This is a genomic window from Glaciibacter superstes DSM 21135 (assembly GCF_000421145.1).
In the GTDB taxonomy this organism is placed as follows: Bacteria; Actinomycetota; Actinomycetes; order Actinomycetales; family Microbacteriaceae; genus Cryobacterium; species Cryobacterium superstes.
On the sequence record NZ_ATWH01000014.1, the window covers coordinates 114,096 to 140,040 of the forward strand.

Consider the following 25,945-nt stretch of genomic DNA (forward strand, 5'->3'; position numbering starts at 1 on the left):
CTGCTACACCATTGCGTCGAGCTCTGCCTCGCTGGCGAGCGGCTCGCCCTGGTGCGACACTGCCGTCGCGGCCCTCGCTTCGAGGGTGCGCGCCGCGAACAGCCGGTCAGACTCGCCTGCTCCGAGTCGCGGGGCCACACCGGTCACCCTCAGTTGCTGCAGCGTCTCGCGCCAGTAGAAGGTGACGGATGCCGCGGGGTTCGCCGCCAGGTCACGCCCCTTCAGGCTCTGCGAATCAGTGCTGAACAGGAGGCCCGCTTCGTCGACCCCGATGATGAGCACCGTGCGTGCGGAGACCCGACCATCAGGGTCGGCAGTAGACAGCGTCGCGGCCCGCGGCTCACGCACGCCGTACTCTTCGGCTCCCGCGAACCACTCTCGCACCAGGGCGAGCGGATCGGCCGGCGGGCTGTCGAATTCAGGCAGCTGGAGGGACTCGTCACCGCCGAGCGAATGTGCGCGCTGGGCGTCGGTGGGCGTCATCGCGTGGTCTCCCCTGTCGTCGAGCCGAGCGGTGAAGCCGCCACGGCATCCGTCTTCTTCACGGCCCTGGCGATGACCTGTGGGCCGGTGACGAGCGCCCGCTTCCACGGCGCAACCCCGTCGATCTCGACCTGCAGGGAGAAGCTGAGGATCGTGCGGATCAGAACGATGATGCCCAGCACCACGGCATCCGTCAGGGACGGTGTTGAGGTGACTGTCTTCACCAGGTCTGCCGCGACGAGGATCTCGAGCCCGAGCAGAATGACCCCGCCGAACGTCTGCCGCAGCGTGCGGAAGGCGGTTTCACCATTCTTGTCCACGATCCAGACGCGCAGGGAGAGCACGATCGCCACTAGGAATCCGACGACCATGGTCGCGACCCCGCCGACTTCGAAGACCTTTGTGACCGTCTCGAAGAGGTCATCCGTATCCATACCGCCATCATGGCAGCACGCGAGGGGCCGCGCCGCGTGATTTTCAGCCGGTCGCGGAAGCCGCCGCGAGCGGCGCGCGGAGCGTTGCCGGCAGCGCGGCCACACGGCGTACGAAGTCGCCGAGGCGTTGGTAGACCTCCTGCGACTCCGGATGCGCGGCATCCTGCTGCCAGGTATGCCTGGTGTTCACTCGATCGCGGGCGAAGACCATGGCATCGACGGGAAGGGAACGGCGCCGGAGCGCCTCGATGAAGTTGAGGTTCGCTTGGTAGAAGAAATCGCGTTCAGACGTCGTCACGAAGACCGGCGGGAAGCCTTTGTCGAGCCACTCGATCGGCGACAGGAATCGTGCCGCGTCGCGCAGGGCTGTGCCGCGCCCGCGTTGCGGCAGCAGCATGCGCAAGAAATTCATTCCCAGGATGAAGCCGCGCTCGAACATCACAGAGAAATCGGCCATGCTGCAGTGCTGCACGAGGCCCCGCAGGTTCTGCGCTTCGACGCCCGGCGTGATTCCGTAGTGCGCGGCGAGGTCGTCGTGGAACGCCGACGCAGCGAGCAACGCGGCGATGTGCCCACCGGCAGAGTCGCCGCCGAGCACGATCCTGGTCGGGTCGCCGCCCCAGTCGGAGATGTTGCGGGCGACCCAGTCGAGCACCGCGTTGCCGTCTTCGACCATGTGGCGCAATTGGAAGCGGGTCGCCATGCGATAGTTCGCGTTGACGACGACCATGCCGTCTGCGGCCTGGCTGGCGCAGTATTTGGTCAGCGGCGCCTTGTCACCCGAGGTCCAGCCACCACCGTGGAAGTAGATGTATACCGGGAGGGGCTCCGTCGCATCCTTCGGTGTGAGCACGTCAAGACGATGCTGACGGATGCCGTCGCCGGCGTAGTCCTCGTCGAGGTGGTAGTCCACGGTGTCGAGTGGTTCCGCGTTGAACCGGTGCACCTCATCGGGGCCGGCCCCGGCCATGAGCGCGCGCCAGACCCACACCGGAACGCGGGAGAGCGGGCTGGAGCCCGGAAGGGGAGTGCTGATGGCCATTCGGGCGAGCGTAGGCGTCGCATCCGTGTCCCCGCTGGGAGACGGATGCACGGAGGCTGGGAACCGGCGCGTGACAGCTGTCAGCCGCGGGGACTTCTTGCCGTTGTCATCCCCGCGGCGGGTACTGGCTCGACTTCAGCAGCCCGGCGAGGTGAGCGGCGTTCGCGGCGAGCGCCGCTGTCGTTGACGCGACCTCCTTGGGTACCTCTGGGAGGTCTTTGTAGTCCACCGTGCCCCCGGTAATTGATCGCTGCCAGTGGTTGAGGTTCTGCGCAAAAGGGAGTACTTCTCGAGGGGGCGACATCGAACCAGGGGGAGGACCTCACGTGGCGACCAGACTCCTTCTACTGTCGGACACACATGTTCCGGCACGGGCGCGTGAGCTTCCGCCTCAGGTGTGGGAGGCGGTGGATGCCGCCGATGTCATCGTGCACGCCGGAGACTGGGTCGATCTGGCCACCTTCGAGGTGTTGGCGGCGCGTGCTCCCCGGCTGGTCGGTGTTTATGGGAACAACGACGGGACCGACCTTCGCGAGCGAATGCCGGAGGTCGCGCGATTCGAGCTCGATGGCATCCGTTTTGCGGTCGTGCACGAAACCGGCACGGCCGCCGGGCGCGAGGCGCGCGCTGATGAACGATTCACCGAGACGGACGTGCTCGTGTTCGGACACAGTCATATTCCGTGGGACGCCGTCTCCCCTGCCGGCATGCGGCTGCTGAACCCGGGCTCGCCCACCGACCGCCGGCGGCAACCTGCCAGCACGTTTATCACCGCCGTCGCCGACGCCGGCGCGCTGCGAGACGTCGAGTTGGTCGAGGTGCGGAAGGTGACGCCTGCGCCTCGATTCCCCCGCGCCTGACACCGCTGACGTGCTTTCGGCTCGTGATGCGGTCACTCTTGATGGGACGGCATGGCCCGACCTCTAGCGGTCGGCGTTCCGCGGATGCTGCCGGGCGACGCGCTCGTTCCCGTGCTTGTAGTTGCCCGTCACGCGAGCCATCACCAACTGCGGATCATCCCGCTCGATGTCGCTCAGAAACTGCGCCGCGGCATCCGCCCGCAGTTTCGCGGCGACCTTGCCGTGGTGCGTGACCACAACAACACCGTCGCTTTCACGAAACTCGAAGCCCTGCGCCTCTCCCATGGCCACCGATCCTAAAGCAGTTCCCTCAGGCTGGCGCGGGTAAAATGAGGCGGTGGCCATTCCGAAGATCCTGCTCTACTACGTCTTCACCCCGCTGGCCGACCCCGAAGCCGTGCGACTGTGGCAACGCGACCTCTGCGAAGGGCTGGGCCTTCGCGGTCGCATCCTCATCTCGAAAGACGGTCTCAACGGCACCGTCGGTGGTGAGCTGAACGCCGTCAAGCGATACCTCCGCAAAACCCGCGATTACGCTCCGTTCAAGAATCTCGACGTCAAGTGGAGCGAGGGAACCGGGCTCGACGACGATGGGCAGAGCCTCGACTTTCCCCGGCTGGTCGTGAAGGTACGAGACGAGATCGTCAGCTTCGGCGCACCGGGTGAACTGCAGGTCGATGCCGACGGTGTGGTCGGTGGCGGCGCGAAGCTGGCGCCGGCCGAGCTGCACGACCTGGTCGCAGAGCGCGGCGACGACGTGGTGTTCTTCGACGGCCGCAACGCGTTCGAAGCCGAGATCGGCAGATTCAAGAACGCGGTCGTTCCCGATGTCGCCAACACCCGGGAGTTCGTAGCCGAGCTCGACAGCGGCAAATACGACCACCTCAAAGACAAGCCGGTCGTCACCTACTGCACCGGTGGCATCCGTTGTGAAGTGCTGAGTGGTCTGATGAAGGCGCGCGGATTCGACGAGGTCTACCAGCTCGATGGCGGCATCGCTCGGTACGGCGAGGCGTTCGGCGATGACGGCCTGTGGAACGGCTCACTGTATGTCTTCGACCAGCGGATGTCTGTCGACTTCAGCAACCACGCCGCCGTCATCGGGCAGTGCCAGGTATGCGGTGACGCAACGAAGAACATGCTCAACTGCCGCGACCTGTCGTGTCGGGAACAACTCGTGGTCTGTCAGGGCTGCGTTGCCCAGGCCACACCCGCCTGCGCTGTCCACGCCACCGACGTGGCTAACTCAGGTGATTCCGGACAGTCCTTGCCCGCCGCCGCGGAATCACGCGGACTGGCCGCACCCTGAGCCCGTTCCTCCTGAGTTAGCCACTCGCTCTGCCCTGGGTTTGCACTCGCTGCCGCGTCGTCGCTTCGGCACGGCGGCACGGGTACAGTGGCCGGATGACGGAGACCGACAGTGAATGGGAACAACGAGCGGCCACGCTATGGGCGACCCTCGACGAGCTCGATGGGGTGAAGTTCCTTGCGCGGATAGATGCCCTTGCCGCCGAATTGCCGGCCGGGAGCGCCGTCTCCGCGTTCGAGCGTGCGGCCGCCCGCGACTCGACCGGCCACTCCGACCTCGCGATTCCGCTCTACCGGGAAGCCCTCGAGACCGGCCTCACCGGAGAACGCCGGCGACGAGCCGTCATCCAGCTGGCCAGCTCGTTGCGCAATCTCGGCAAGGCGGAGGAGAGTGCCGCCATCCTGGAAGAGGAACGCGGTCGGGAGTCCAGCAATCTCGACGACGCGCTCAGCGCCGTTCTCGCCCTTGCCCTGACCGATGTGGGCCGCGAACGCGAAGCGGTGAGCATCGCCGTCGCGGCGCTCGCTCCGCATCTGCCCCGCTACCAGCGCTCGATGGCGAACTATGCGCGGCTGCTCGTCGAAGCGGACCCAGGCGTCACGGCATAGGCCGCAGGTCTGTCGCGCCAGAAGCATCCGTCGCCGTCGCCACGGAAGCGGCGAGCGATCGGCCCCGCGGCCGACGCGCATACTCCCTCGCGGTGGTGCTTGAGAGTGCCAGCAGGATCAAGATGTCCAGTGCCAGTGTGAGGAGCGTCGTCCGGAGTGTGATTTCAACGCCGTTGTCCCACCAGCCCAAAAACGCGATCACAATGCTGAATGTGGCGTAGGCCATCGACATGATGCGAGCCCAGTTGTGACCGAGGAAGACGAACACCGCGAGCACAAAGTAGATCAGCAAGGCAAACCCATATGCGCCGAGCAGGACCGCCAGGACGACACTCGCCTCCTCGTCGCTCAGTGCAAGATTCTGGCCGTCGATGATGAGGGTGCGGGCAAATTCCTTAAGGAACACGGCCTCGACGATGATGACCGCGAACCCGGATACCGAGCGGGCACACATGAGGATCGCGCCGATCCTGGTCGCCTGCGGCTTCTTCATGACACCCCCCGCAGTTCGACGACGGGGGCCTCCTGCTCGAACACATCGGCGGGAAGCTTCTCCCCGTCGACCTGGATGCGACGCAGGTCGATCACCGGAAGGTCGCCATCCGTCTGGATGGTGTCGCCTCCGCCGTTCCGGGAGTGGTAACCGGTGGCGAAGTCACGGATCAGCACGACCCGCGCCGCCGGCTCCGTGGTGCGGATTGTGTGGATGATGTGGTCACGCTCGATGTCGGTGTTCTCGTCGATCTTGTGGGTGATCTGCAGGGTGAACAAAGAGAATCCGACCGCACGGTCGAAGGTTCCGGCCGCAACCCAGTCGACACGGTGGCCGCCTGGCAGCATCCAGCCGGTCGGACACTTCCAGAACCGCACGTGGTGGCGTTTGGCCGGGTTGTTCTCGACCTCCTGCTGATAGGCGAAGTCCTGTTGCCGCCCGAACAGCCGCAGCGGGCTCACCGGCGCCTCGTCGTAGCTGCGCCTGGTGAGAGTCGAGACAATAATCCGCCTGGTCGAGGCGAAGGTGATCTCATCCGCCCGCGTCCAGCCCGCGTTGGTCATGGCCAGGTGAAGTTGCCGCTCCGTGCCGTTCACGGCCAGGTTGACCGGGTCGCCGAGCAAGCCGTCGCTGGTGCGGGTACGCCCGATAAAGTAGTCGGGAACGTAGAGCTGGGTGAGGATGCGATGCAAACGTGGCAGCACCAGGTAGGCGATGAGCAGCCAGAACACCAGGACGAAGCCGATCGCCCACCAGCCCCAGGTGAAGCTCTCGGTGAACACCAGGTAGGCGAGCCAGACGGCGGCTGCGCCGGCGAAGACGAAGAAGAAGTTGTCGAGCGCTCGGTTGACCGAGAATCGCTTGCGGGCTCCGCGTACTTTCGTGTGCTCTGGCGGTGCCGCCGGCTCGGACGGCGGCTGCGACCCCACTTTCACGGTGTCTGGCATACGGCCAATGTTAGGGCGTGAGGGGCGGCATCCGTAGGCTTGGTCGTAGCGATGGCACCCGATCTGGAGGCACAATGACGTCCGACCCTGCAGCATTCGAGCCCGCCACGTCTGAAACCGGGGCTTTCGACGTGGATGCGGTTCGAGCCCACTTCCCCGCCCTCGCCACCGGAGTCGCCCACTTCGACGGACCCGGCGGCACACAGGCACCGAGGCTGGTCGGCGAGGCGATCGCGTCAACGCTGACCGGCCCGCTCTCCAACCGCGGATCAAGCAGTGAATCAGAACGCAACGCGGATGCTGCGGTGGCGGAATTCAGGCAGGCAGCGGCAGACCTGTTGAACGCGGACCCTCGCGGAATCGTCTACGGGCGGAGTGCCACGCAGCTCACCTACGATTTCTCCAGGCACCTGTCTCGCGGGTGGAAGATCGGCGATGAGATCGTCGTCACCCGCCTGGATCACGACTCGAACATCAGGCCGTGGGTGCAGGCGGCAGAACGCGCAGGCGCCGTCGTGCGTTGGGTGGGATTCAACCCGAGCACGGGTGAACTGTCCGCCGACGCGGTCGGGGCTGTGCTCAGCGAACGCACCAGGCTCGTCGCCGTGACCGCGGCATCGAACCTGATCGGAACGCGGCCGCCGCTGGCCGCGATCGCGCGGCTGGTGCACGAGGTCGGCGCCCTGTTCTACGTGGACGGCGTGCATTACACGGCCCACGCATCCGTCGACCTGGCCTCGATGGGCGCGGATTTCTTCACCTGCTCGCCATACAAGTTTCTCGGGCCGCATTGCGCCGTGCTCGCGGCCGCACCGGCACTGCTCGAGAGCATCATGCCAGACAAGCTGTTGCCGTCGACCAACGCAGTGCCTGAGCGTTTTGAGTTCGGCACTCTGCCGTACGAGACGATGGCGGGTGTGACGGCGGCGGTCGATTTCCTCGCGTGGCTCGGCGAGAGCGGCAGCAGTGATGCTCCGCGGGCGACGGATGCAGTGGATGCAGAACGTCGGGCGCGGCTCGTTGCGTCATCCATAGCCGTAGAGGCATATGAAAATGAGCTGCGCGCTGCTCTGGAAGTCGGTCTCGCGGGAATGCTCGGCGTGACCGTGCATTCCCGGGCGCCGGAACGCACGCCGACGCTGCTGGTCACCTTCGAAGGCCGCGATCCGGCGCACGCGGCGAGGTATCTGGCCGAGCGAGACATCCTCGCTCCGGCCGATTCGTTCTACGCGCTCGAGGCGTCACGCTGGCTCGGTCTCGGCGACCACGGCGGCCTGCGCGTCGGCCTGGCTCCGTACAACACCCGTGCGGAGGTCGACCGTCTGCTCACGGCCCTGGCCGACTTCACCCGGGTGTAGTTCCGTTTCGCCCCCGCGCGTGCGGTCAAATCGTCGTTTGCCGCGCTGAAGCGACGATTTGAGCGCACTCGTGGCCGAATGTGTGGGAGCGTTCTTCTGTGCTCACTACTCCCACAGAAATGCCAGCGGCCGCATCGATACCGGCAGAGACTCTGTTCATCGGCACCGTCATCACGGTCGCACCAGAGAATCCGCGCGCCGAGGCGCTGCTCGCGCGGGGCGGCCGCATCGTCGCGGTCGGAGACGAGTCGTCAGTGCGGGCCGCGGCCTCGGCGGATGCGCAGGTCGTCGAGCTCGGCTCCCGCGCGCTCCTGCCCGGCTTCGTCGAAGCACACGGGCATCCGACCGACACCGCCATTGCGCTCAGCCGGTACATGATCGATATCCGCCCCGTCACCATCGCCGCCGCAGCCGATGTTATGACGGCCATCCGTGACGGCGTCGCCGCCCGGCCAGACGGCGCGTACTTCACCGGCTGGGACAGCCTCCTGCAATCCGGCCTCGAAGAGCCGGGCATCGAGCTGCTCGATGAGATCGGCGGCGGCACCCCCATCGTGATCCTGCACAACTCCGGCCACGTGGTCTACTTCAACACCGCCGCCGCACACGCCGCAGGCATCGACAAGAACTCCCCCAACCCCGTCGGCTCGCACTGGGTGAGAGACGACGCAGGCGAACTGACCGGCAAGGGGTTCGAGGTCGGCGCCTTCTTCGCCCTCCTCGGAGGAGTGCTGCAGGATGCCCAGCGCGAGCTCCCCGCCCTGCTCACCACCTACCTCACGGGGCTCAACGCCGTCGGCATCACCACCGTCAGCGACATGAGCTGGACACACGCCAAGGCTCCCGCCCTTGAAGCACTGCGCCAAACAGGTGTCACCGCCCGGTTGCGCCTTTACGAGATGTCGGTGCCTGGCGCTTCGGCATCCGTGCCCCTCGTCAATGGCGACGATCTGATCAGCCAGGTCGGCGTCAAGACGTGGGCAGACGGCTCGCCGTGGGTCGGGAACATCCTGCTGTCGTTCCCTTACCTCGACACTCCGGCCGCTCGCGCCGTCGGCATCGAGCCCGGCTCGAAGGGCTCGGCGAACTACACCCGCGAGCAACTCGACGGCATCGTCGACCAGTACTTCCCCCATGGCTGGCAACTGGCCTGTCACGCGCACGGCGACCTCGCCATCGATATGGTGCTCGACTGCTGGGAAGCGCTCCTGGAACGATCGCCGCGCGCCGACCACCGGCTGCGGCTCGAGCACGTCGGAACGATGAACCCGGCGCAGTTCGAACGGGCTGCACGCCTCGGCGTCACGGTGAGCTTCCTGATCGACCACGTCTACTACTGGGGCGAGGTGCTGGTGAACGACCTGTTCGGGCCAGAGCACGGCGGGTCGTGGACGGATGCCCGCGCCGCCCTTGACGCCGGGCTGCGGATCTCCCTGCACAATGACGGGTCGGTGACGCCGGCTGAGCCGCTGCGGAACATGATGGTGGCCATCACCCGCGCCACCCGCTCCGGCGGGCACCTCGACGAGGTTCCAGGCATCACCCTGGAGGAGGCGATTCGGGCGCAGACCATCGACGCGGCCTGGCAGGTGCAGGCCGAACAGCTGGTGGGAAGCCTCGAGGTCGGCAAGTACGCCGACCTGGTCGTGCTCTCCGCCGATCCGTTCACGGTGACCCCGGATCAGCTGCCTGCGCTCACTGTGGAGTCGACTTATCTGGCCGGCGCACCCGTCTACCAGCGGAACTGATCGGGATTGCTTGATGGTGTAGCTGGCCCGCTGTCGGGGTCGCGTCAGGAGGGCTGAGGGCCGTGGCTCGCAAGGACCTTTCTGAGCAGGGCTCTGAGTTGCACCCGTTCATTCTGATCCAGGCCCTGTAGAAGGTCGTTTTGAATTTCATGGGCGATGGCTTCCAACTCGTCGAGGTGTCGCGCCCCTTGGGCTGTGATTGTGACGGTGTTGCGTCGACGATCGGTTGGATTCGGCATCCGGTGAACGTGATGGGCGCCCTCGAGGCGTCCGACGACTTCGTTGACGTCGTTGCGGTCTAGCCCAAGACTTCTCCCGATATCGGCCTGGCTCAAGGGCCCGAACTGCTGAAGGGCAGCGAGAACGGCGAAGTCGGCTCGACCACCGAGAGGCATCCGGCTCGACGTCAGGCGGGCCCCGAGGGTGGCGATCTTTCCGGATTGCCACTGCGTAAGGGATTCGAGGCGGCCGGGAGGCCGTAGCGGGTCTTCGTTAGGCATACGTCCAGCATAACCGTTGGACAAACCAACGATCTGGGTATATGTTGGCTCAAACAACGTTGGTTAGGCCAACATAAAGGAGAAATTCATGGTTCAGCAGTTTGCCAATGCCGATCTTGCAGGTCGCAGAGTTCTCATTCCCGGCGGGACGGGTGCAGTCGGGGAAGGTGTCGTGAGGGCCTACCTTGCCGCGGGCGCCGAGGTCGTTGTTCCCACTCGCACACCCGAGCGAGCGGAAGAGTTCCGGTCGATCCTCGGTGAGCTGGGGTCCGACAGGCTGCACCTGGTTGTTCATGACTACACGACCTTCGCCGGAGCCGACGACCTCGCCGAGCAAATGGTGTCGAACCTTGGTGGGATCGATGACGTCGTGGCGCCGATCGGCGGTTGGTGGGCAGGGAAGCGACTTTGGGAGATTGACGAAGCCGATTGGACGTCAGCCTTCGTCAGCCTTGCAACGGCCCACATGGCGGTTGCCCGGGCCGTCATTCCGCGCCTCATTCGAGGCGGCAGTTATACGGTGATCGTCGGCGCTTCGGCATCGTGGCCGGTCCCCTCCAGTGGGCTGGTGAGCATGGAGCAGTCTGCGGTCTTGATGATGCAGCAGGTCCTTGTCGCAGAATTGGAGGGATCGCACCGGGCGTTCGCACTCGTGCTCGGCCCCGTGAGCACACGTTCTGTCGCCGGCGAGCCCGACTGGGTTACGTCCGCACAAGTCGGGACCATTGCCGTTGGCCTCGCGGCGGACGCATCCCGACCCGGTGACGTGATTCGCCTAACGACACCGGACGACATCGCTGCGGCTCTCACCTTGGCGGAGTTCTCATGACCGCGCGAGAGCAGGCCACAGTGTCGGTGTTCGTCGTCACCAACCAGATGCAGGCCCAGCCTGGTCGGCAGAAGGAGCTGGTAGCCCTCCTTCGTCGGTTCGCGACGACAATGCACGCCGAACCTGGAGGTGTTCACTACTCTGTCCACCGCCCGATCGGAGACGATTCCGGGCCGCTGACAGTCATCCAGGCCTATGCCTCAGTCAAGGCGTTCCAAGACCACGGAGACTGGATGAGAACCCGTGTGCCCGAACTGGCCTCGCTCCTCGCCGCGGCCCCGACCCCTCCCGTCTTGTTGGAGCAAGTTGCACTCAGCGGACACGTCCGCGAGACCTTTGGTATCCAGTTATTGGGGGTGTAGCTGAGCCTGAGGGCCCTACCGCCCTGTTCCGGTGGAGTGCCTCCGTGAAGAGACTGGGAAATGCAGCACGCGCCGTTAGCTACCAATAGGCTGTTCGAAGCGACAGCTTTTACGCAGCAGCAGAGGGGACGCGGATGCCAACGGGCGCTGTCATCGAGTTTACCAACATCACCAAAACGTTCGGCCACGTGAACGCGGTCAACGACCTGTCGTTCACAGTGGAGCCCGGACGAGTCACCGGCTTTCTCGGCCCGAACGGCGCAGGGAAGACCACCACCCTCCGCATGCTGCTCGGCCTGGTCGCGCCGACCAGCGGAACGGCCACCTTCGGCGGCATCCGTTATCGCGACCTGCCGCAGCCGCTGTCTACCGTTGGCGCTGCACTCGAGGCGGCCAGCTTCCACCCCGGTCGAACAGCCCGCAACCACCTCGGAATCTATGCGATCGCCGCTGGGCTCCCCGCGGAGCGGGTCACCGATGTGCTGCGAAAAGTCGGCCTTGCCGACTACGCCGACCGTCGCGTCGGTGGCTACTCTCTCGGCATGCGCCAACGTCTTGGGCTCGCCTACGCGATGATCGGCGACCCAGGTGTGCTCGTTCTCGATGAGCCGATCAACGGGCTCGACCCGAAGGGCATCAAGTGGATCCGCGGTTTCCTGCGCGATATGGCCGCTGAAGGCCGCACTGTGCTGGTGAGCTCCCATCTGCTCTCCGAGGTGCAGCAGAGCGTCGATGAGGTTGTCATCATCGCCAAGGGCTCACTCGCCCACCGCGGAACACTCGCCAGTCTCGACACGGATACCGCGCCACAGGTGATTGTCGACGGCCCGGACCGCGACGCACTTTCTGACGCTCTCACCGCGGCCGGGGTGACGTTCTCGATCGGGCGCACCGGGCTGCTCGCCGCTGAGCCAGACCCGGCGCGGATCGGCCACATCGCCTTCTCCGCCGGAGTGGAGATCAGCGTGCTGCACCGCCAGAAATCGGGGCTCGAAGATTCGTTCCTCGCCCTCGTCGGCGGGGGTGATTCACTGTGAACCGCTTCCCCCGCGCCGTCGCGGCCGAGTTCGCGAAGCTCACCACCACCCGCATGTGGTGGATCCTCGCCCTGGTGCTCTTTGGCTACATCACGCTTCTGGCCGGCGGCCTCGGCGCGCTGTTCGGTGGCCTCCAGAGCGGCGCGATCGACCCGAGCTCTGGTGGGGCAGGCGGAGGCCAGGGCGGCCCGCCGATCGACAACCTTCCCCCACTGATCTACAGCTTCGCGGCATCCGTCGGCTATGTGTTCCCTGTGCTCCTCGGGGCCCTGGCGACGACCGGCGAGTTCCGCCACCAGACGCTGACACCGACGTTCCTGGCCAACCCGAAGCGCGGCGGTGTTCTCGGCGCGAAAACCGTCACGCTGTTCGTCGCCGGCGCGGTCTTCGGCGTTGTCGGGCTCGCCGCGTCGCTCGGCATCGGTGCGCTCGTCATGAGCGCCTTCGGGGTCGACCCGCTTCTCGGCGACAGCGAGACCTGGGCACTCGTCGGCAGGTTGATCCTCGCCATGGCACTCTGGGGCACCATCGGTGTCGGCCTCGGTGTCCTGGTGCCGAGCCAGGTCGCCTCGATCGTGATCGTGCTCGCGTTCACCCAGTTCGTCGAGCCACTGCTTCGCTTCGCCTCGATGTTCACAGAGGCAACGGCCGGGATGGGCAAGTTCCTCCCCGGCGCGGCATCCGACGCCCTGGTCGGTGCGAGCTTCTTTACCCTCACCAGCCCGACCGGATCGACGCTCGACTGGTGGCAGGGCGGGCTCGTGCTCCTCGCCTATGCGATCGTGGCCACCATCGGCGGCTACTTCGTCAGCTGGAAGCGCGACGTCACCTGACACGCACGGGGTTCGTGCGTAGGCTCGGGGCATGGGTGCAGAAACGACGTTCAGGGCCATCGTCATCGACAAGACGACGGATGCCGATGGCCACGACACGCAGGGCGCGGCACTCCGTGTCGTCGATGACACCTTCCTCATGCCCGGCGATGTCACCATCGCGGTGGAGTACTCCAGCCTGAACTTCAAGGACGGCATGGCGGTTTCCGGAAAGCCGGGCGTCGCCAGGGTGTGGCCACTGATCGCCGGCATCGACCTGGCCGGTGTTGTCGAGTCGAGCGCGGACTCGCGGTGGACACCAGGCGACGAGGTGATCCTGAATGGGTCGGGTATCGGGGAGAATCATCATGGCGGCTTTGCGGAGCGTGCGCGCGTCTCCGGTGCGGCGCTGGTGCGGCGGCCGACCGGGATCAGCGCCGCCCAGTCCGCCGCGATCGGCACGGCAGGGTTCACCGCCATGCTCGCGATGCTCGCGCTTGAACGTGGCGGGGTGACGCCGGGTTCGGGCGATGTGTTGGTCACCGGCGCTGCAGGCGGTCTAGGTTCTGTGGCGATCGCAGTGCTGTCTGCACACGGATACCGTGTGGTCGCCTCCACCGGGCGGGTGGACGAGCTTGGCGACTACCTTCGCGAACTGGGCGCGGCCGACGTGATCGAACGTGACACCTTCGGCGAACCGGGAAAGCCGTTGCAGAGCCAGCGCTGGGCTGGCGCGATCGACTCGGTCGGGAGCGTGACCCTGGCCAACGTGCTCGCACAGACGCAGTACGGGGGCGTCGTCGCATCCTGCGGCCTCGCCCAGGGCGCAGACCTTCCCACGACGGTGGTGCCGTTCATCCTGCGCGCTGTGAGCCTGATCGGCATCAATTCGGTCGAAGCTCCTCTGTCGCTGCGTGAGGAGGCCTGGCGAAGACTGGCCACTGACCTCGATCTCGGGCTGCTCGACGGGATGACCACAATGATTCCGCTGGAGGGCGTCTTGGCTGCGGCCGGCGACATCCTTGACGGAAAACTGCACGGTCGGACCGTGGTTGACGTGCGCGCCTGACGCGCGGTGCGCACGGGTTGGGTGGGGTTGCGGGCCCGTCGCGGCCGTAAGCTGCAGTCATGGCCATTGTCACGTCCGTGTTTGTCGCCCTCGCAGCCGTGCTGCACGTCTACATCTTCCTGATGGAGAGCGTCTGGTGGACGCGTCCGTCGACCTGGAAACGCTTCGGCGTTGCCAGCCAGGAGGCCGCAGACACCACACGGCCGATGGCCTACAACCAGGGCTTTTACAATCTCTTTCTCGGTGTCGGCGCGGCCATCGGGCTGGTTCTCTTCTTCGCCGGGCAGCCAGCAGCGGGTGCGGCACTGGTGCTCTTCTGCACCGCAGCGATGACGCTGGCGGCCGTAGTGCTCACGACGACCGGTTCCGGCTACCTGAAGCCGGCGCTTGTGCAGGGCACACTGCCGCTGATCGGCTTTGTGCTGTTCCTGTTCGCCTGAGACGTCTCAGCGGGGGGCGCTGGCGTCACCAGCCAGGAGCGCGGAGCCATGGGCAGCTGCACTACCCGAGTTGGCCGGCCACAGCGGGCGGCAGGGGCAGACCGCTTTTCTGGAGGTCGGTGATGAACTGGGCGACGACCGGTTCAGGCTGGGCTCGCGTGACCGCGCTGAGAGGGCGGACCCATCGAGGTGAGAATGAGCGGACTCGGCCGGGAAACTCCGCCGCGATCGCTCCGACCGGGCAAATGGCCACGCCAAGTCCCGCGGCCGCGAGTTGAGGAGCTGTGGTGGTGACGGTGGTTCGCATCGCCGTTTGGGGCCGAACTCCAGCCTTAGCGAGCGTTTGCTCGATCCATGCACCGAGGTCGTTCTCGGGTGCGTATTGCACGAGAGGACGGCCATCCACGTCGCTGAGGGTGATCGTATCTTTATCAACAAGAGGGTATCCGTGATGCAACGCCAGCACGATCTCTTCCTCGGCAACGATGGTGCCATTGAGGCGGTGCGGAGCGATCTCGGGAATGACCGCGACGTCGACCTCATCCGCCTCGACCCAGTGGAGTAGGTCCTCCGTAGACGCGGATTCCCGGAGAGTGATGAAGACGTCCGGATACTGGACGTGCCATCGGCCGATGACCGGAGTCAAAAGGGCGACAGTGAGGCTTTCTGAGCTGGCGATTCGGATGAGCTTGTTTGCGGAAGCCGCCGCTTCCCGGGCGGAACGCACTGTGGATGCCGCGGCGTCCACCGCGCGTCGGGCATCGGTGAGGGCCGCGCGACCGGCTGGGGTCAACCTGACGCCTCGTGGCTCGCGTGTGACGAGGGGTATTCCTACCTCGTGCTCGAGAGCGGAGATGTGGTGAGACACCACTGGTTGTGACAGGAACAGCAACCGGGCAGCTTCCGTGATCGACCCCGAATCGGCGGCGGCCACGAAACATTCCAGAGCGCGGAGACTAGCCATTCAATAATGCTATCGCAGGTCATCAAACTATCGATGTGATTGAGGGAATGGGAGACGAGCGTTCTGCGCTGACTCCATCGGGCTGCTGGCTCAGCGATATCCCATCGGGTTGTCGACGTGCACTAACGGAGGTTGATTTCATGACGGCGACGACGACTGATCAGAAAGCGCCTGGTCGAGCAGAGCGGGGGAAGCTCCCCCTAGCGGGGCTTCTTGCTCTGTTCACTGCCGGTTTTTTGGGCATCTTGAATGAGACGATTCCGGCTGGTCTCCTCCCGGAGATGGCGAGAGGGTTGGGGGTGTCGGAGTCGGCAGCGGGCCAATCGATAACCATCTACGCCCTCGCAACGGCACTGACAGCGATTCCGCTCAACGTCGTTCTTCGGACCTGGGGGCGACGGACCGTCCTGGTGTTGGCGCTGCTGACGTTCGTTGCCGCGAACGCCGTGTCGGCCTTCACGGACAGCTTCGTCTTGCTTCTCGTCGTCCGATTTGTGGCAGGAGTCGGAGCAGGTCTTATTTGGTCCAACCTCGGCGGTTATGCGGCACGTCTGGTTGCGCCTCACCTCCAAGGAAAGGCCATCACGATTGCGATGGCCGGGACGCCCATCGCTCTGGCCCTCGGGCTCCCGGCCGGGACGATCCTCGGAGGCGTTGCAGGATGGCATGCCGCTTTTGGGGCTGTTGCTGCCGTGGGGGCTCTCCTCCTTGTGTGGGCCTTCGTCGCTCTTCCCAACGTAAAGGGACAGGGTGATGGTGACCATGTGCCGTTCCGAACCATCCTCCGGACTCCCGGGGTCGCGGTCATTCTTTGGGTAGGCGCAGGCTTCATGGTTGCGCACAACATGGTCTACACCTACATCGGACCATTGGCGATCGCTGCGGGCCTCGGTGACCTCATCCAGTGGGTGCTGCTCGTGTTCGGCGTGGCTGCCCTTGTGAGCATCTGGTTGACCGGAGCATTCGTCGACCCGCACCACCGGAAGCTGATTCTTTTGAGCACCACAGTCCTTGGCACCGGTGCCCTGATCCTTGGTTTCGCCACTTTTAGCCCAGTCCTTCTCTATGTGGGGGTGGCTGTCTGGGGGTTTGGCTTCGGGGGGTCCGCGACCCTGTTCATCACCGCCGGTATGCGAGCTGCCGGCACCAATGCTGTCCAGTCCCTCCTCGTGACCGTCTTCAACATCAGCATCGCGCTCGGCGGAATCATGGGCGGGCTACTCCTCGCCGGGTTCGGAGCAATGATCATCCCCTGGGTAGCAGTGGCGATCATGATCCCCACATCCATCATGACCTTCCAGGGACGCCGCCACGCCTTCCCGCGGTGGCCCGCCCTGCTCTGACGCCCCCATTTCCTGCTCAACAGTTTTTATTGAAGGAGAACGTTTTGTCGAATGCATTTGTCACTGGTGGGTCCGGATTCATCGGCCGTGTCCTCGTCCGCAGGCTCATCGCCGAGGGACATTCCGTCACGGTCCTCGTACGGAGCGACGCATCCGCCGACACCGTCACGGGCCTCGGCGCAGAGGCCGTGCGAGGTGATCTGAACGACGCCTCCACCTGGCGCGATGCCGTAATCGGCAACGACGTGCTGTTCCACTTAGCAGCAGAGACCGACATCACCGCCGACCGTGCCAGGCAGCAGCTCGTCACCGTCCAGGGAACCCAGGCCGCCGTGGACGCGGCACGTTACGCCGGGGTTCCCCGCTTCGTTCACTGCGGGAGCGAGGCCGCACTCCTCGCTGGCGACCCACTGATCGACATTGACGAAACCGCGCCTCTTCGACCGGACTCCGAGGCCGCCTATTCGGCCACCAAAGCGCAGGCGGAGCAAATCGTCCTCGACGCCAACACCGCCGAGTTCGCCACCGTCTCAATTCGCCCCCGGTTCGTCTGGGGGCCGGAGAGTTTCCTCATCGAGGGGCTTGCGCAGGCCGCGAAAGCGGGCGAGTTCGCTTGGATCGCCGGCGGGAGACACACCACCGACATCACCTTCGTCGACAACGCCGTCGAAGGTCTCATCCTCGGGTGGCACCGAGGCACACCAGGCGAGGCGTACTTCATCACCGACCAGCACCCGGTGATCCTTCGTGACTTCCTTGAGACCCAGTTCGCTCTCTACGGCGTCGATGCAGACATCCCCGATATCGACGCGGACACAGCTGCACAGGTCGTCCCGGTTCCAGCCCGATGGTTTCTCGGCCAAGAATGCACACTACGGACCGAAAAGTCGGTCGCCGACCTCGGTTACAGCCCCATCGTCACCCACGACGCCGGCATCGAAGCAGTCCGAGTGTTCTTGTCCGCAAGCCGGGCCTAACCACGGAGACTGCACCACCAGATCATCAGATCATCACGAAAGGAACACTCATGAACATCGTCACCATCGGACGTGGAAGCATTGGCGGAGGTCTCGCCGCTCTGTGGCGGAAGGCCGGGCATGACGTCACCGAGCTTGGTCGAGACGGGGGCGACGCCACCCAAGCAGACGTCATCCTCATCGCCGTCCCCGGCTCGCAGATCTCCGACGCACTCGGTAGGGTCACCGGTGTGGAGGGGAAGGTTGCCATCGACGCGACCAACATCATGCCTGTCCGCCAGGGCGACTTCCCGTCCTACGCCCACGAGGTTCAGGCTTTCACCCATGCGCCCGTCGCGAAAAGCTTCAACATGAACTTCGGTTCTCTCTTCGAGAAGGTCGCTGAGCAGCGGGTACGTCCCAGCAACTGGTACGTGGCCGATGACGGCGCCGTCGCGGTTACCGAGCAGCTCATCCGAAATGCCGGCTACGACCCCGTTCGCGTCGGGAATCTCTCTCAAGCCCGCGATTTCGAGAACGCTGTCTGGCTTCTCATGGGCGTCCAGCCCGTCGGCGGTGTCTTCTACCGGTTCGCCGTTCCCGGCGAGCTCTAATCAATCCCGCTAAGACAAGCTTCTAAGCACACTGTTGGGCGATATGAAGCCCCCCGATCGAAGCGGCGTCCGAGGCTGCGCACATACGAAGAGGACGAGTGGTGAATCAGGAGCGCCAAACTCGACACCCAGAAACGACCGTTATTGGGATGTCTGGATGCCCGCACCGAAAAGCGGTCCATACACTCGCCCCGATTCGAAACCGGCTCGAGTCCGGTGATCTTTCGGTTCGGAGTTTCGGATGGTGAGCCGATCGAGCCGGATCCGCATTGCCTCGAGTGGTCTCAATTTCGCTGGGCAGCTGTCCCGTTAGGGGAACCCTCGACGGGACGGCTCATGATGCCGGCAGAGGATCCGCGTCCGGTCCGTGTTGCCTTCGGCTGAGCCTGTCGTCGAGTCCGAAGATGCGGGGTTGAGAAAGCGTGTGTCGCCCGCGGTACTCGCCGCTGCTAGCTACGAAACTCCAGGCTAGTCCGGTCAGATGAATAGCCCGTAACCGGATAACGATCTTCACTGTAGGCTGCTGGCGAAGTCGTACGAGCCCCGGCACTGATACGGCCGGTCAGGGTCAGCGCCGTTAAGGTCGTCGCGCGGTAATCAGCCAGACACGGGAGTCGAACCACACCCCTTCGCCAGTGTCATGAGCATCGAGCAACGCCAGCAGCCGGTCATGAGCGCGGGCGCTCACCGCCGCGTCCAGGTCGGCGACCAGATACTCGACCATCCCTAGACCGACCAGGGCGTCGCGGGCGCTGGCTGCGTCCGGGCCGTAGTAGATCGGCTCGCGTACGTCGGTGATCTCGACCGCGGTGAACCCGGCTGTGGTCAGCACGCCGGTCGCGACGGTCGGATCCGCCAGCGAGAACGCACCGCCAGTCAGCCCAGCTGGCATTCTCCCTTCACCGGCAAGGGTGTGCCGGATCGCCCCGACCCACTCCTGTTGAGCGGCGGCCTGCCACACCAGCTGCACCAGCCGTGCCCCCGGCCGCAATGCCGACCCGATGTTGGTGAACGCCGCGGCGGGGTCGGTGAAGAACATCGTGCCGAACCGGCTGATGCCCACGGTGAAATGCTCCGGGGCAAAGGGGTGGGTCTGGGCGTCGGCACGCTCGAAGGTCACGTTGCGGAGTCCCTCTTTTTCGCTTAGCCGCCGGGCGCGGTCAACCATCGATGCGGATACGTCGACGCCCATCGCGCTTCCGGAGCTCGCGGACCTGGCCGCCTCCCGCGTGGTCTGTCCGGCGCCGCAGCCGATGTCGAGCACACGATCGTGGGTCGTGACATGGGCGGCCGCTCGGAGCCTTTCGTTGTAGCGGATCAGCTCGGCGTCGTAGTCGAACACGTCATTCATCGCCCGGACTCGCTGGGCCGTCGCGGAGTACGCCGCGCACGGTGTCGATCGGTGTACCCGGGGCGATCTCCGGCAGCCACCACGTCGCGCCGGCGTTCGCCCACGGTTCGGGGTCGACGTCGGCCGGCGCACTGGCGGCAATGTCGTACGAGGCCATCTCGCCGTTCCGTAGTTCGGTGATGGTGGCGACGGCCTCGGCGAGCTGGTCCGGGTGCTCGAGGTTGACCGGGAAGTATCCGTCGAGCCGCGCGGCTCGACGGATCGGCTTGACGTTGCCCGGGAATCCGGCCGCCCACACCGGAACGCCCGGCCGCTGGACCGGCCGCGGCAGGAATGCGAGGTCGTCAACCGTGTAGTGCTCGCCGCGATGGTGCACCGGCTCGCCGGACCAGGCCGCCGCCAGGATCTCCAGGGACTCGTCGAGCATCCGCCCGCGAGTACGGTCGTCGAGCTCCTCGCCGGTCTTGGACAGCTCGCCGCCGAACCGGTCGCTGCCGATGCCGACGCCGAGAGTGAGGCGGCCGCCGCTGAGCTGGTCGAGTGTCGCGGTCTCCCGCGCGACCTTCGCCGGCCGTCGACGGGCGAGCGTCGACACCATCGGACCGAACCGCAGCCGCTCGGTCGCTGTCGCGATCGCCGTCAGAGTGATCCAGGGGTCGGCGACCTCTCTCACCGGCGCGCGCCAGTTCAGGTGGTCCCACACGAAACAGCCGTCCCATCCGGCCTCCTCCGCCTCCGCGGCGAGGCGGGCGACCACGCGCGGGTCGGCGAGGTTGTTGAAGAGCGGCAGCCAGAGTGCGGACCGCAGCCGGTTCATGGGTGGCCGACGTCGGAGACCGAGAGGATCGCTGGGATAGCCGTGTCCCAGAGCTCCGGCGGCGGCATCTGGTGGCCCATGCCGCTGAGCGGGACGAGCCGTGCTCCTGGGATCTCCCGAGCCAGTGCCTCGCCATGCCCGTACGGGAACAGCGGATCGGCGGTGCCGTGCAGCACCAGTGTGGGCGCGGTGATCTCGCCGAGGCGGGCGCGGATGGACTCGCCGCCGCCGAGCTGCCAGTGGTTCTGCCCCGACGCGATGGCCGGGCTGCGATCCCAGACGCGGCCGACGATGCGCCGCATCCGCTCCTCGTCGACGGGGATGGTGCCCGCCAACATGCGCTCGCCGTCGGTGTAGTACGCGATGACCGCCTCGCGGTCGGACCAGTCGGGCGCCCCGCCGCCACCCATCTGCTGCGCGAGGTCCTCGCTCATCGGCGGAAGGCCGGGCCCGCCCGTACTAGTGGCGATGAGGGACAGGGAGGCGACGCGGTTGGGGTGATTCACGGCCAGCTCCTGGGCGATGCCGCCGCCCATGGAGATGCCGACGATGTGGGCGGCCGCGATGCCGAGCCCATCGAGCAGGCCGACGGCGTCGTCGTTCAGGGCGTCGAATCCGTACCGCGGGCTGCCCACCGGGAAGGTCGTGGAGCGACCGGTGTCCCGAGTGTCGTACCGGATGACGTGCCTGCCACCGGCTGCGAGGCGCTCGCAGAACTCGTCGTCCCACCAGTCCATCGACGACTCGGCGCCGCTGATGAGCAACAGTGCCGGTGCATCCGGGTCGCCGAAGGTCTGGGCGCAGAGTTCGATGCCATTTGCGTCGAGGAGCTGCTCGTCCTGTGCTTGATATGAGTGCATATCCAGCACACTAGAACGCGCAGCTCCATCTTGAAAAGCGATGATTGTCGATCATATCCATCGCCAAAGCCAATGACTCGCGCTACGCTGGCCGCATGACCGACATCGAGCTGCGCCTCCTGGCCGCGATGAACGCCGTTTCCGAAGAGGGATCATTCGGCCGGGCAGCAGCGCGTCTCGGGTACACCCAGTCGACGGTTAGCCAACAGATCGCCGCGCTGGAGCGGGCAGTCGGCGGTGCGGTGTTCGATCGGCCGGGTGGCCCCAAGCCAGTCCGCATTACCCCGCTCGGCTCGGTGGTCCTTGGCGCGGGTCGCGAACTGCTGGCGAATGCGGAGGAATTGTCCGACGCCGTGGACCGTTTCAAGGCCGGAGACGGTCGGATCGACATCGGCACTTTCCAGAGCGTGTCCAACGTGATCCTGCCGTCGGTCGTGCACCGCCTGCGTGACGAGTTCCCCAACTGCGACATCAGGTTGTCCGAGGAGGAGCCGGACCAGCCACAGATCGGCGATCTCGATCTGCTGTTCTACGACGGCCCTATCGACGGCGACGTCGAGCGCGTCAAGCTTCTTGATGACCCGTACTTGCTGGTAGCGGTCGCGGGCGCCTTCCCCGCGGGTGCGGTGGCGCTGGAGCAGCTCGACAACGAACCGATGGTGGCCTGGCCGCTCACCTGCGACCAGCCGGGTATGGAGCAGGCGCTTGCACGCGGCGGCGCCCGTCCGCAGGTCGTGTTCCGCACCGCGATCAACGACACGCTGTTGTCGATGGTGCGAGCCGGCCTGGGATCGGCGGTACTGCCCTGGCTCGCCATTCGTGCCGCCGACGTCCCGTCCGACGGTCTTCTCCGCATTCACGAGCTACGGCCGTCTGTGCCGCCACGGGAGATTTACCTGCACTGGCGGGCGAGGCGAACCCACTCCCCGCTCGCCCGCCGGGCCATCGAGATCGCGGTCGAAGTCGCGACCGAACTTGCGCAGCCACCGGCCAGTTCTTGATGCATCTCGGTCCCCCCGCAGCTCATCAGAAGCGAGAATCGGATCGACGCCTGTAGGGTGCTGAGGGCCGAGTGGCGCCTATCTGCTTAGCGTCCCGAGTGTGAACAGCGAGCACAATGTACTATCAGCGACGACGAACGCAACGTCGAGATCGCCGTCGCACACGAGAGCGGCGAGTTCATCCGCTCGAGTGAATGGATGTCGACAATCGGTTCCGGAGAGTTGCTTCGTGCCCGAACGCATGCAGTTATGTTGACCAGAGCGCAATCAGTGTGGAGACCCGGACCCCCGCAACATCCAAATCCCGATTCGCGACCTGTTCGCCGCAGCAAACCAAGTTTGCCGCGGCTGGCTCAGCGCCACCTCACGCGGCACCTCCCGGCCTGCCGGGGGAACAGACCTGATCACGACCGACCTGGCGTTCCTGGAAGTCGGTCAATCACGACCCTCAACGGGCGCCCAAGCGACTGGATCAGCGAGCGGCGATGACCTCGAGAGGTGCCCGTAAGCCGGACGGCGACCGGGACACTCGAAACTACTCAATCGAGTCACGCTGGCCGTTGAGGTTGCGTGGGAGCCAGATTCCCGTAAGACCCGCCCGCAAAAATGCCCGGTGAAGGTGCGTCAAACGGACACCCGAAATCGACGGTTTTCGGTGCGGCGTGGGCCGGGTCGCGAGTCGTGTGGCGATCGGCCAGGCCAGACGTGACTGCTACGGCGCCTCGAGGGGAAGCTGCAGTTTGAGCGACTCGACGAGGTCTGGCGCGTGCTTCGTGGTGAGGATCAGGCGGGCGAACTCTTCGTCGACGAGGTCGATCACGACGGCCTGACGCTTGCTCTTGACGGCGAGGAAATCCTTGCCACCGTGGAACTTCCAGGTGCCGATGGCGACGACGAGCGGCACGAGAGTCCCCGGTGCACGGATGCCGCGGAACCAGATCCAGGGGTCGTCGGTGATGGTCGCGGACCGAATGTTCTCCCTCTGCACGATGATGCTGTCGCGGCGAAGCGCGAGCGTCCTCTCGGCGGGCGTGAGATGGACCTCGAGCCGGTCGGGGTGCACGCGCAGGGATGCCATGTGTCTAGTCTGCCCGGTGGATCCGTGAATATGCCTGTGCGAACCTCACGAACCCGTAACTCCTCTGTGTGCGGACGGTCACACCTCCCGGCCGTCCCGGGGTTTCGGCGTGCTCAACCAGCGGAAGAGCGGGGGTTTCGGCAAGCTCAACCGGCGGAAGCTGCGGCGCGAGCGGCCGCTGGCAGTGCCTCGAAGATTCGACCGATCGCGGTCTCGTCGTGGGCGGCCGAGACGAACCATGCCTCGAACACCGACGGCGGCAGCGACACCCCGCCGCGCTGCATCGCATGGAAGAACGGCGGGTAGCGGAAGGCATCCTGGCGCTGTACCTCGGCGTAGGTTCGCGGTGCCTGCGCTGCCGCTTCTTCCCCGAACACAAAACTGAACAGGTTGCCGGCACGCTGCACGCGATGCGCGACCCCTTCGGCCTCGAGTGCGGCCGAGACGGCTTCGGAGACGATCACGGCTGTTGCATCCAGGTGTTCGTACACGGCCGCATCCGCTGCCTTCAGCGTCGCGATGCCGGCAGCGACGGCGACCGGATTGCCGGAGAGGGTTCCGGCCTGGTAAACCGGCCCAGCCGGAGCCAGGAAGTCCATAACCTCGGCGCGGCCGCCGAGCGCCGCAACCGGCAGCCCGCCGCCGATGACCTTGCCGAACGTGAACAGGTCTGGGGTGTACTTCGCGACGTCACCTGGCGCTGCGGCGTCGATTCCCCAGTAGCCGGCAGGGCCGACCCGAAAGCCGGTGAGCACCTCGTCAAGAATCAGAAGCGCACCCTCGGCGTGCACCAGGTCGGCCAGCGCGGCGTTGAAACCCGCCTCTGGCGCGACGACACCCATGTTGGCCGCGGCCGCTTCGGTGATGACCGCTGCGATACGTCCAGGATGCGCGTCGAAAGCGGCCCGCACCGCATCGATGTCGTTGTACGGGAGCACCAGGGTCTGTGCCGCGGTGGCGGCTGTCACTCCGGCGGATCCCGGCATCGCCAGGGTCGCCAGGCCCGAGCCGGCCTCGGCGAGCAGCCCGTCGGAGTGCCCGTGGTAGTGCCCGGCGAACTTCACGAGCAGGTCGCGCCCTGTGAACCCGCGGGCCAGGCGGATCGCCGTCATGGTGGCCTCTGTGCCCGTCGAGACGAGACGCAGTTTCTGCACGGCGCTGACGCCGTCGATGCTGACCCGATCGGTGACGAGTTCTGCGAGTTCAACCTCTGACGGGGTGGAGGCACCGAACGACAGGCCGAGCGCCGCGGCATCCTGCACCGCCTTCACAACCTCCGGATGCGCGTGGCCGAGAATCGCAGGACCCCAGGAGCTGACGAGGTCAACGTAGTCGTGTCCGTCAGAATCGGTGACGTATGCACCCTTCGCCGACACCAGGAACAGGGGCGTGCCGCCAACGGAGCGGAACGCCCGCACCGGGGAGTTCACCCCGCCGGGAATTGCGCGCTTTGCACGCTCGAAGAGCTCGTCGTTGTGGGTCGAGGTGGTGGTCATCGGATCGGTGGTCATCGGATCGGTGGTCATCGCGTGCGCTCCTCGTTCAGCCAGGTGGCAAGTTCGACGGCCCAGTAGGTGAGCACGGCGTCGGCGCCGGCACGACGGATGCTGAGCACAGACTCTTCGACAGCACGTCGACGGTTGATCCAGCCATTGGCTGCGGCCGCCTCGATCATCGCGTACTCCCCTGAGACCTGATATGCCCAAACGGGAATATCACTGATTGCCGCCACGTCTGAAAGCACGTCGAGGTAGCCTCCTGCGGGTTTCACCATCACGATGTCGGCCCCCTCATCGATGTCGAGCAGAGCTTCACGCACACCTTCGCGTCGGTTGCCAGGGTCCAACTGGTAGCTGCGTCTGTCGCCTTCGAGCGTCGACTCGACGGCATCGCGGAACGGCCCGTAGAACGCCGAGGCGTACTTCGCGGAGTAGGCGAGCACGGCGGTGTCGGCGTGGCCATTTTCATCGAGTACTTCGCGAACGGCGGCGACCTGGCCGTCCATCATGCCGCTGAGCCCCAGCAACTGGGAGCCGGCCGCGGCATGGGCCAGTGCCATGTCACGGTATCGCTCGAGCGTGGCGTCGTTGTCAACGCGGCCGGAGGCATCGAGAACCCCGCAGTGGCCGTGGTCTGTGAACTCGTCGAGACACAGGTCGGTCTGCACCACCAGGTCGGCGCCTACTTCGGCGACGATGGCGCTGGTGGCGACATTGAGGATGCCGTTCGGATCTGTCGCGCCGGTGCCGGTCGCATCGCGCACAGCAGGCACTCCGAACAGCATGACGCCGCCGATTCCTGCTGCTGCGGCATCCGTCACTGCTCGTCTTGCACTGTCGATCGAGTGCTGCACGACACCCGGCATCGACCGGATGGGGAGCGGCTCGCTGGTGCCTTCACGCACGAACAGCGGAAGCACGAGGTCGGCTGGATGCAGGCGGGTTTCGCCGGCCAGGCGTCGGAGCGCGGGGGTGGAGCGCAGCCGACGGGGCCGAATGACGGGATTCTTCACCCGTTCAGCCTACGTGGCCCGCCTGAGCGCCCGGTCGTGGCACCCGATCTTGCCTTGGGCACCCGAAATTGTGGGTGCCCAGTGTATTTTCGGGTGCCCAGCCCTGATTTCACGACAT

At 65.7% G+C, this 25,945-nt stretch carries 30 protein-coding genes; 15 read left to right on the top strand and 15 right to left on the bottom strand.

Annotation, left to right across the window (positions count from 1 at the left end):
• Positions 1-3: 3 nt before the first annotated feature.
• The 4 genes from K323_RS28560 to K323_RS30780 all read right to left on the bottom strand — a co-directional run bounded on the left by K323_RS28560 (position 4) and on the right by K323_RS30780 (position 2,263).
• Positions 4-483, bottom strand: coding sequence for a pyridoxamine 5'-phosphate oxidase family protein (locus K323_RS28560; protein WP_245571027.1), 480 nt, complete (start codon positions 481-483; stop codon positions 4-6).
• On the bottom strand, positions 480-917 hold the full coding sequence (locus K323_RS0118980) for a DUF1622 domain-containing protein (protein ID WP_022886843.1): 438 nt from the start codon (positions 915-917) through the stop codon (positions 480-482). The genes K323_RS28560 and K323_RS0118980 overlap by 4 nt, the downstream gene beginning before the upstream one ends.
• Before the next feature lie 43 nt (positions 918-960).
• Positions 961-1,959, bottom strand: a complete 999-nt coding sequence (locus K323_RS0118985; RefSeq protein ID WP_022886844.1) for an alpha/beta hydrolase — start codon at positions 1,957-1,959, stop codon at positions 961-963.
• 106 nt (positions 1,960-2,065) lie between these two features.
• Complete coding sequence (locus K323_RS30780; RefSeq protein ID WP_084697487.1) at positions 2,066-2,263, bottom strand: hypothetical protein; 198 nt, start codon at positions 2,261-2,263, stop codon at positions 2,066-2,068.
• Positions 2,264-2,285: 22 nt separating this feature from the next.
• Between K323_RS30780 and K323_RS0118990 the strand changes: the two genes are divergently transcribed.
• Positions 2,286-2,819, top strand: coding sequence for a metallophosphoesterase family protein (locus K323_RS0118990; RefSeq protein ID WP_022886846.1), 534 nt, complete (start codon positions 2,286-2,288; stop codon positions 2,817-2,819).
• A gap of 63 nt (positions 2,820-2,882) precedes the next feature.
• Here K323_RS0118990 and K323_RS0118995 read toward each other — a convergent pair whose 3' ends face one another.
• Positions 2,883-3,164: a hypothetical protein gene (locus K323_RS0118995; protein WP_245571028.1), complete on the bottom strand. Its 282-nt coding sequence runs from the start codon at positions 3,162-3,164 to the stop codon at positions 2,883-2,885.
• Between K323_RS0118995 and trhO the strand changes: the two genes are divergently transcribed.
• Positions 3,157-4,128 (top strand): oxygen-dependent tRNA uridine(34) hydroxylase TrhO, encoded by a 972-nt coding sequence (trhO, locus tag K323_RS27315; protein ID WP_022886848.1) that lies wholly within the window; start codon positions 3,157-3,159, stop codon positions 4,126-4,128. The two genes, K323_RS0118995 and trhO, sit on opposite strands and share 8 nt — an antisense overlap.
• Before the next feature lie 95 nt (positions 4,129-4,223).
• Complete coding sequence (locus K323_RS0119005; RefSeq protein WP_022886849.1) at positions 4,224-4,736, top strand: tetratricopeptide repeat protein; 513 nt, start codon at positions 4,224-4,226, stop codon at positions 4,734-4,736.
• Here K323_RS0119005 and K323_RS27320 read toward each other — a convergent pair.
• The gene (locus tag K323_RS27320) at positions 4,726-5,229 is read right to left on the bottom strand and encodes a hypothetical protein (RefSeq protein ID WP_051147435.1); all 504 of its coding nucleotides are present in this window, start codon (positions 5,227-5,229) and stop codon (positions 4,726-4,728) included. The genes K323_RS0119005 and K323_RS27320 overlap by 11 nt on opposite strands.
• Positions 5,226-6,176 (bottom strand): LssY C-terminal domain-containing protein, encoded by a 951-nt coding sequence (locus K323_RS27325; protein WP_084697489.1) that lies wholly within the window; start codon positions 6,174-6,176, stop codon positions 5,226-5,228. The genes K323_RS27320 and K323_RS27325 overlap by 4 nt, the downstream gene beginning before the upstream one ends.
• Positions 6,177-6,250: 74 nt before the next feature.
• On the opposite strand from K323_RS27325, the gene K323_RS0119020 reads away from it, so the two are divergent.
• Both K323_RS0119020 and K323_RS0119025 read left to right on the top strand, forming a co-directional pair.
• Positions 6,251-7,534 carry a cysteine desulfurase-like protein gene (locus K323_RS0119020; RefSeq protein WP_022886850.1) on the top strand — a complete coding sequence of 428 codons (1,284 nt, stop codon included), beginning with the start codon at positions 6,251-6,253 and terminating at the stop codon, positions 7,532-7,534.
• A gap of 119 nt (positions 7,535-7,653) precedes the next feature.
• A complete protein-coding gene (locus K323_RS0119025) occupies positions 7,654-9,282 on the top strand; it encodes an amidohydrolase (RefSeq protein WP_022886851.1) in 1,629 nt (542 codons plus the stop codon).
• A 44-nt stretch (positions 9,283-9,326) separates the two neighbouring features.
• Here the strand turns inward: K323_RS0119025 and K323_RS27330 are convergent, their stop codons facing one another.
• Complete coding sequence (locus K323_RS27330; RefSeq protein WP_022886852.1) at positions 9,327-9,782, bottom strand: MarR family winged helix-turn-helix transcriptional regulator; 456 nt, start codon at positions 9,780-9,782, stop codon at positions 9,327-9,329.
• 88 nt (positions 9,783-9,870) lie between these two features.
• Here K323_RS27330 and K323_RS29105 point away from each other — a divergent pair, with 88 nt between their 5' ends.
• The 6 genes from K323_RS29105 (at position 9,871) to K323_RS0119060 (ending at position 14,331) form a co-directional block, all read left to right on the top strand.
• Positions 9,871-10,611, top strand: coding sequence for an SDR family NAD(P)-dependent oxidoreductase (locus tag K323_RS29105; protein WP_022886853.1), 741 nt, complete (start codon positions 9,871-9,873; stop codon positions 10,609-10,611).
• On the top strand, positions 10,608-10,973 hold the full coding sequence (locus tag K323_RS0119040; protein WP_022886854.1) for a putative quinol monooxygenase: 366 nt from the start codon (positions 10,608-10,610) through the stop codon (positions 10,971-10,973). The genes K323_RS29105 and K323_RS0119040 overlap by 4 nt, the downstream gene beginning before the upstream one ends.
• A gap of 134 nt (positions 10,974-11,107) precedes the next feature.
• Positions 11,108-12,010 carry an ABC transporter ATP-binding protein gene (locus tag K323_RS27340; RefSeq protein ID WP_022886855.1) on the top strand — a complete coding sequence of 301 codons (903 nt, stop codon included), beginning with the start codon at positions 11,108-11,110 and terminating at the stop codon, positions 12,008-12,010.
• The gene (locus tag K323_RS0119050) at positions 12,007-12,843 is read left to right on the top strand and encodes an ABC transporter permease (RefSeq protein WP_022886856.1); all 837 of its coding nucleotides are present in this window, start codon (positions 12,007-12,009) and stop codon (positions 12,841-12,843) included. Before K323_RS27340 ends, K323_RS0119050 begins: the two co-directional genes overlap by 4 nt.
• 31 nt (positions 12,844-12,874) lie before the next feature.
• The gene (locus tag K323_RS0119055; protein ID WP_022886857.1) at positions 12,875-13,891 is read left to right on the top strand and encodes an MDR family oxidoreductase; all 1,017 of its coding nucleotides are present in this window, start codon (positions 12,875-12,877) and stop codon (positions 13,889-13,891) included.
• Positions 13,892-13,950: 59 nt separating this feature from the next.
• Positions 13,951-14,331: a DUF1304 domain-containing protein gene (locus K323_RS0119060; RefSeq protein WP_022886858.1), complete on the top strand. Its 381-nt coding sequence runs from the start codon at positions 13,951-13,953 to the stop codon at positions 14,329-14,331.
• A 61-nt stretch (positions 14,332-14,392) separates the two neighbouring features.
• On the opposite strand, the gene K323_RS0119065 is transcribed toward K323_RS0119060, so the two are convergent.
• The gene (locus K323_RS0119065) at positions 14,393-15,295 is read right to left on the bottom strand and encodes a LysR family transcriptional regulator (protein ID WP_022886859.1); all 903 of its coding nucleotides are present in this window, start codon (positions 15,293-15,295) and stop codon (positions 14,393-14,395) included.
• A 140-nt stretch (positions 15,296-15,435) separates the two neighbouring features.
• Here K323_RS0119065 and K323_RS0119070 point away from each other — a divergent pair, with 140 nt between their 5' ends.
• From K323_RS0119070 to K323_RS0119080, 3 genes are read left to right on the top strand one after another with little or no spacing between them, the layout of a single operon-like run.
• Positions 15,436-16,638 carry an MFS transporter gene (locus K323_RS0119070; RefSeq protein ID WP_022886860.1) on the top strand — a complete coding sequence of 401 codons (1,203 nt, stop codon included), beginning with the start codon at positions 15,436-15,438 and terminating at the stop codon, positions 16,636-16,638.
• 44 nt (positions 16,639-16,682) lie between these two features.
• On the top strand, positions 16,683-17,615 hold the full coding sequence (locus K323_RS0119075) for an NAD-dependent epimerase/dehydratase family protein (protein ID WP_022886861.1): 933 nt from the start codon (positions 16,683-16,685) through the stop codon (positions 17,613-17,615).
• 50 nt (positions 17,616-17,665) lie between these two features.
• Entirely contained in the window at positions 17,666-18,208 is a 543-nt protein-coding gene (locus tag K323_RS0119080) for an NADPH-dependent F420 reductase (protein ID WP_022886862.1), read from the top strand.
• A 577-nt stretch (positions 18,209-18,785) separates the two neighbouring features.
• Here K323_RS0119080 and K323_RS0119085 read toward each other — a convergent pair.
• The 3 genes from K323_RS0119085 to K323_RS0119095 are packed head-to-tail and all read right to left on the bottom strand — an operon-like array spanning position 18,786 to position 21,236.
• Positions 18,786-19,559: a class I SAM-dependent methyltransferase gene (locus tag K323_RS0119085; RefSeq protein ID WP_022886863.1), complete on the bottom strand. Its 774-nt coding sequence runs from the start codon at positions 19,557-19,559 to the stop codon at positions 18,786-18,788.
• Positions 19,552-20,376 carry an LLM class flavin-dependent oxidoreductase gene (locus K323_RS0119090; protein WP_022886864.1) on the bottom strand — a complete coding sequence of 275 codons (825 nt, stop codon included), beginning with the start codon at positions 20,374-20,376 and terminating at the stop codon, positions 19,552-19,554. Before K323_RS0119090 ends, K323_RS0119085 begins: the two co-directional genes overlap by 8 nt.
• Entirely contained in the window at positions 20,373-21,236 is an 864-nt protein-coding gene (locus K323_RS0119095; protein ID WP_026851858.1) for an alpha/beta fold hydrolase, read from the bottom strand. The genes K323_RS0119090 and K323_RS0119095 overlap by 4 nt, the downstream gene beginning before the upstream one ends.
• A gap of 95 nt (positions 21,237-21,331) precedes the next feature.
• On the opposite strand from K323_RS0119095, the gene K323_RS0119100 reads away from it, so the two are divergent.
• On the top strand, positions 21,332-22,237 hold the full coding sequence (locus K323_RS0119100) for a LysR family transcriptional regulator (RefSeq protein ID WP_026851859.1): 906 nt from the start codon (positions 21,332-21,334) through the stop codon (positions 22,235-22,237).
• Between the two features lie 712 nt (positions 22,238-22,949).
• On the opposite strand, the gene K323_RS0119105 is transcribed toward K323_RS0119100, so the two are convergent.
• The 3 genes from K323_RS0119105 to hemB all read right to left on the bottom strand — a co-directional run bounded on the left by K323_RS0119105 (position 22,950) and on the right by hemB (position 25,827).
• Entirely contained in the window at positions 22,950-23,315 is a 366-nt protein-coding gene (locus K323_RS0119105; RefSeq protein WP_022886867.1) for a hypothetical protein, read from the bottom strand.
• Positions 23,316-23,461: 146 nt separating this feature from the next.
• On the bottom strand, positions 23,462-24,811 hold the full coding sequence (gene hemL / locus K323_RS0119110; protein WP_026851860.1) for a glutamate-1-semialdehyde 2,1-aminomutase: 1,350 nt from the start codon (positions 24,809-24,811) through the stop codon (positions 23,462-23,464).
• A 26-nt stretch (positions 24,812-24,837) separates the two neighbouring features.
• Entirely contained in the window at positions 24,838-25,827 is a 990-nt protein-coding gene (gene hemB / locus K323_RS0119115; RefSeq protein ID WP_022886868.1) for a porphobilinogen synthase, read from the bottom strand.
• Positions 25,828-25,945: the final 118 nt, after the last annotated feature.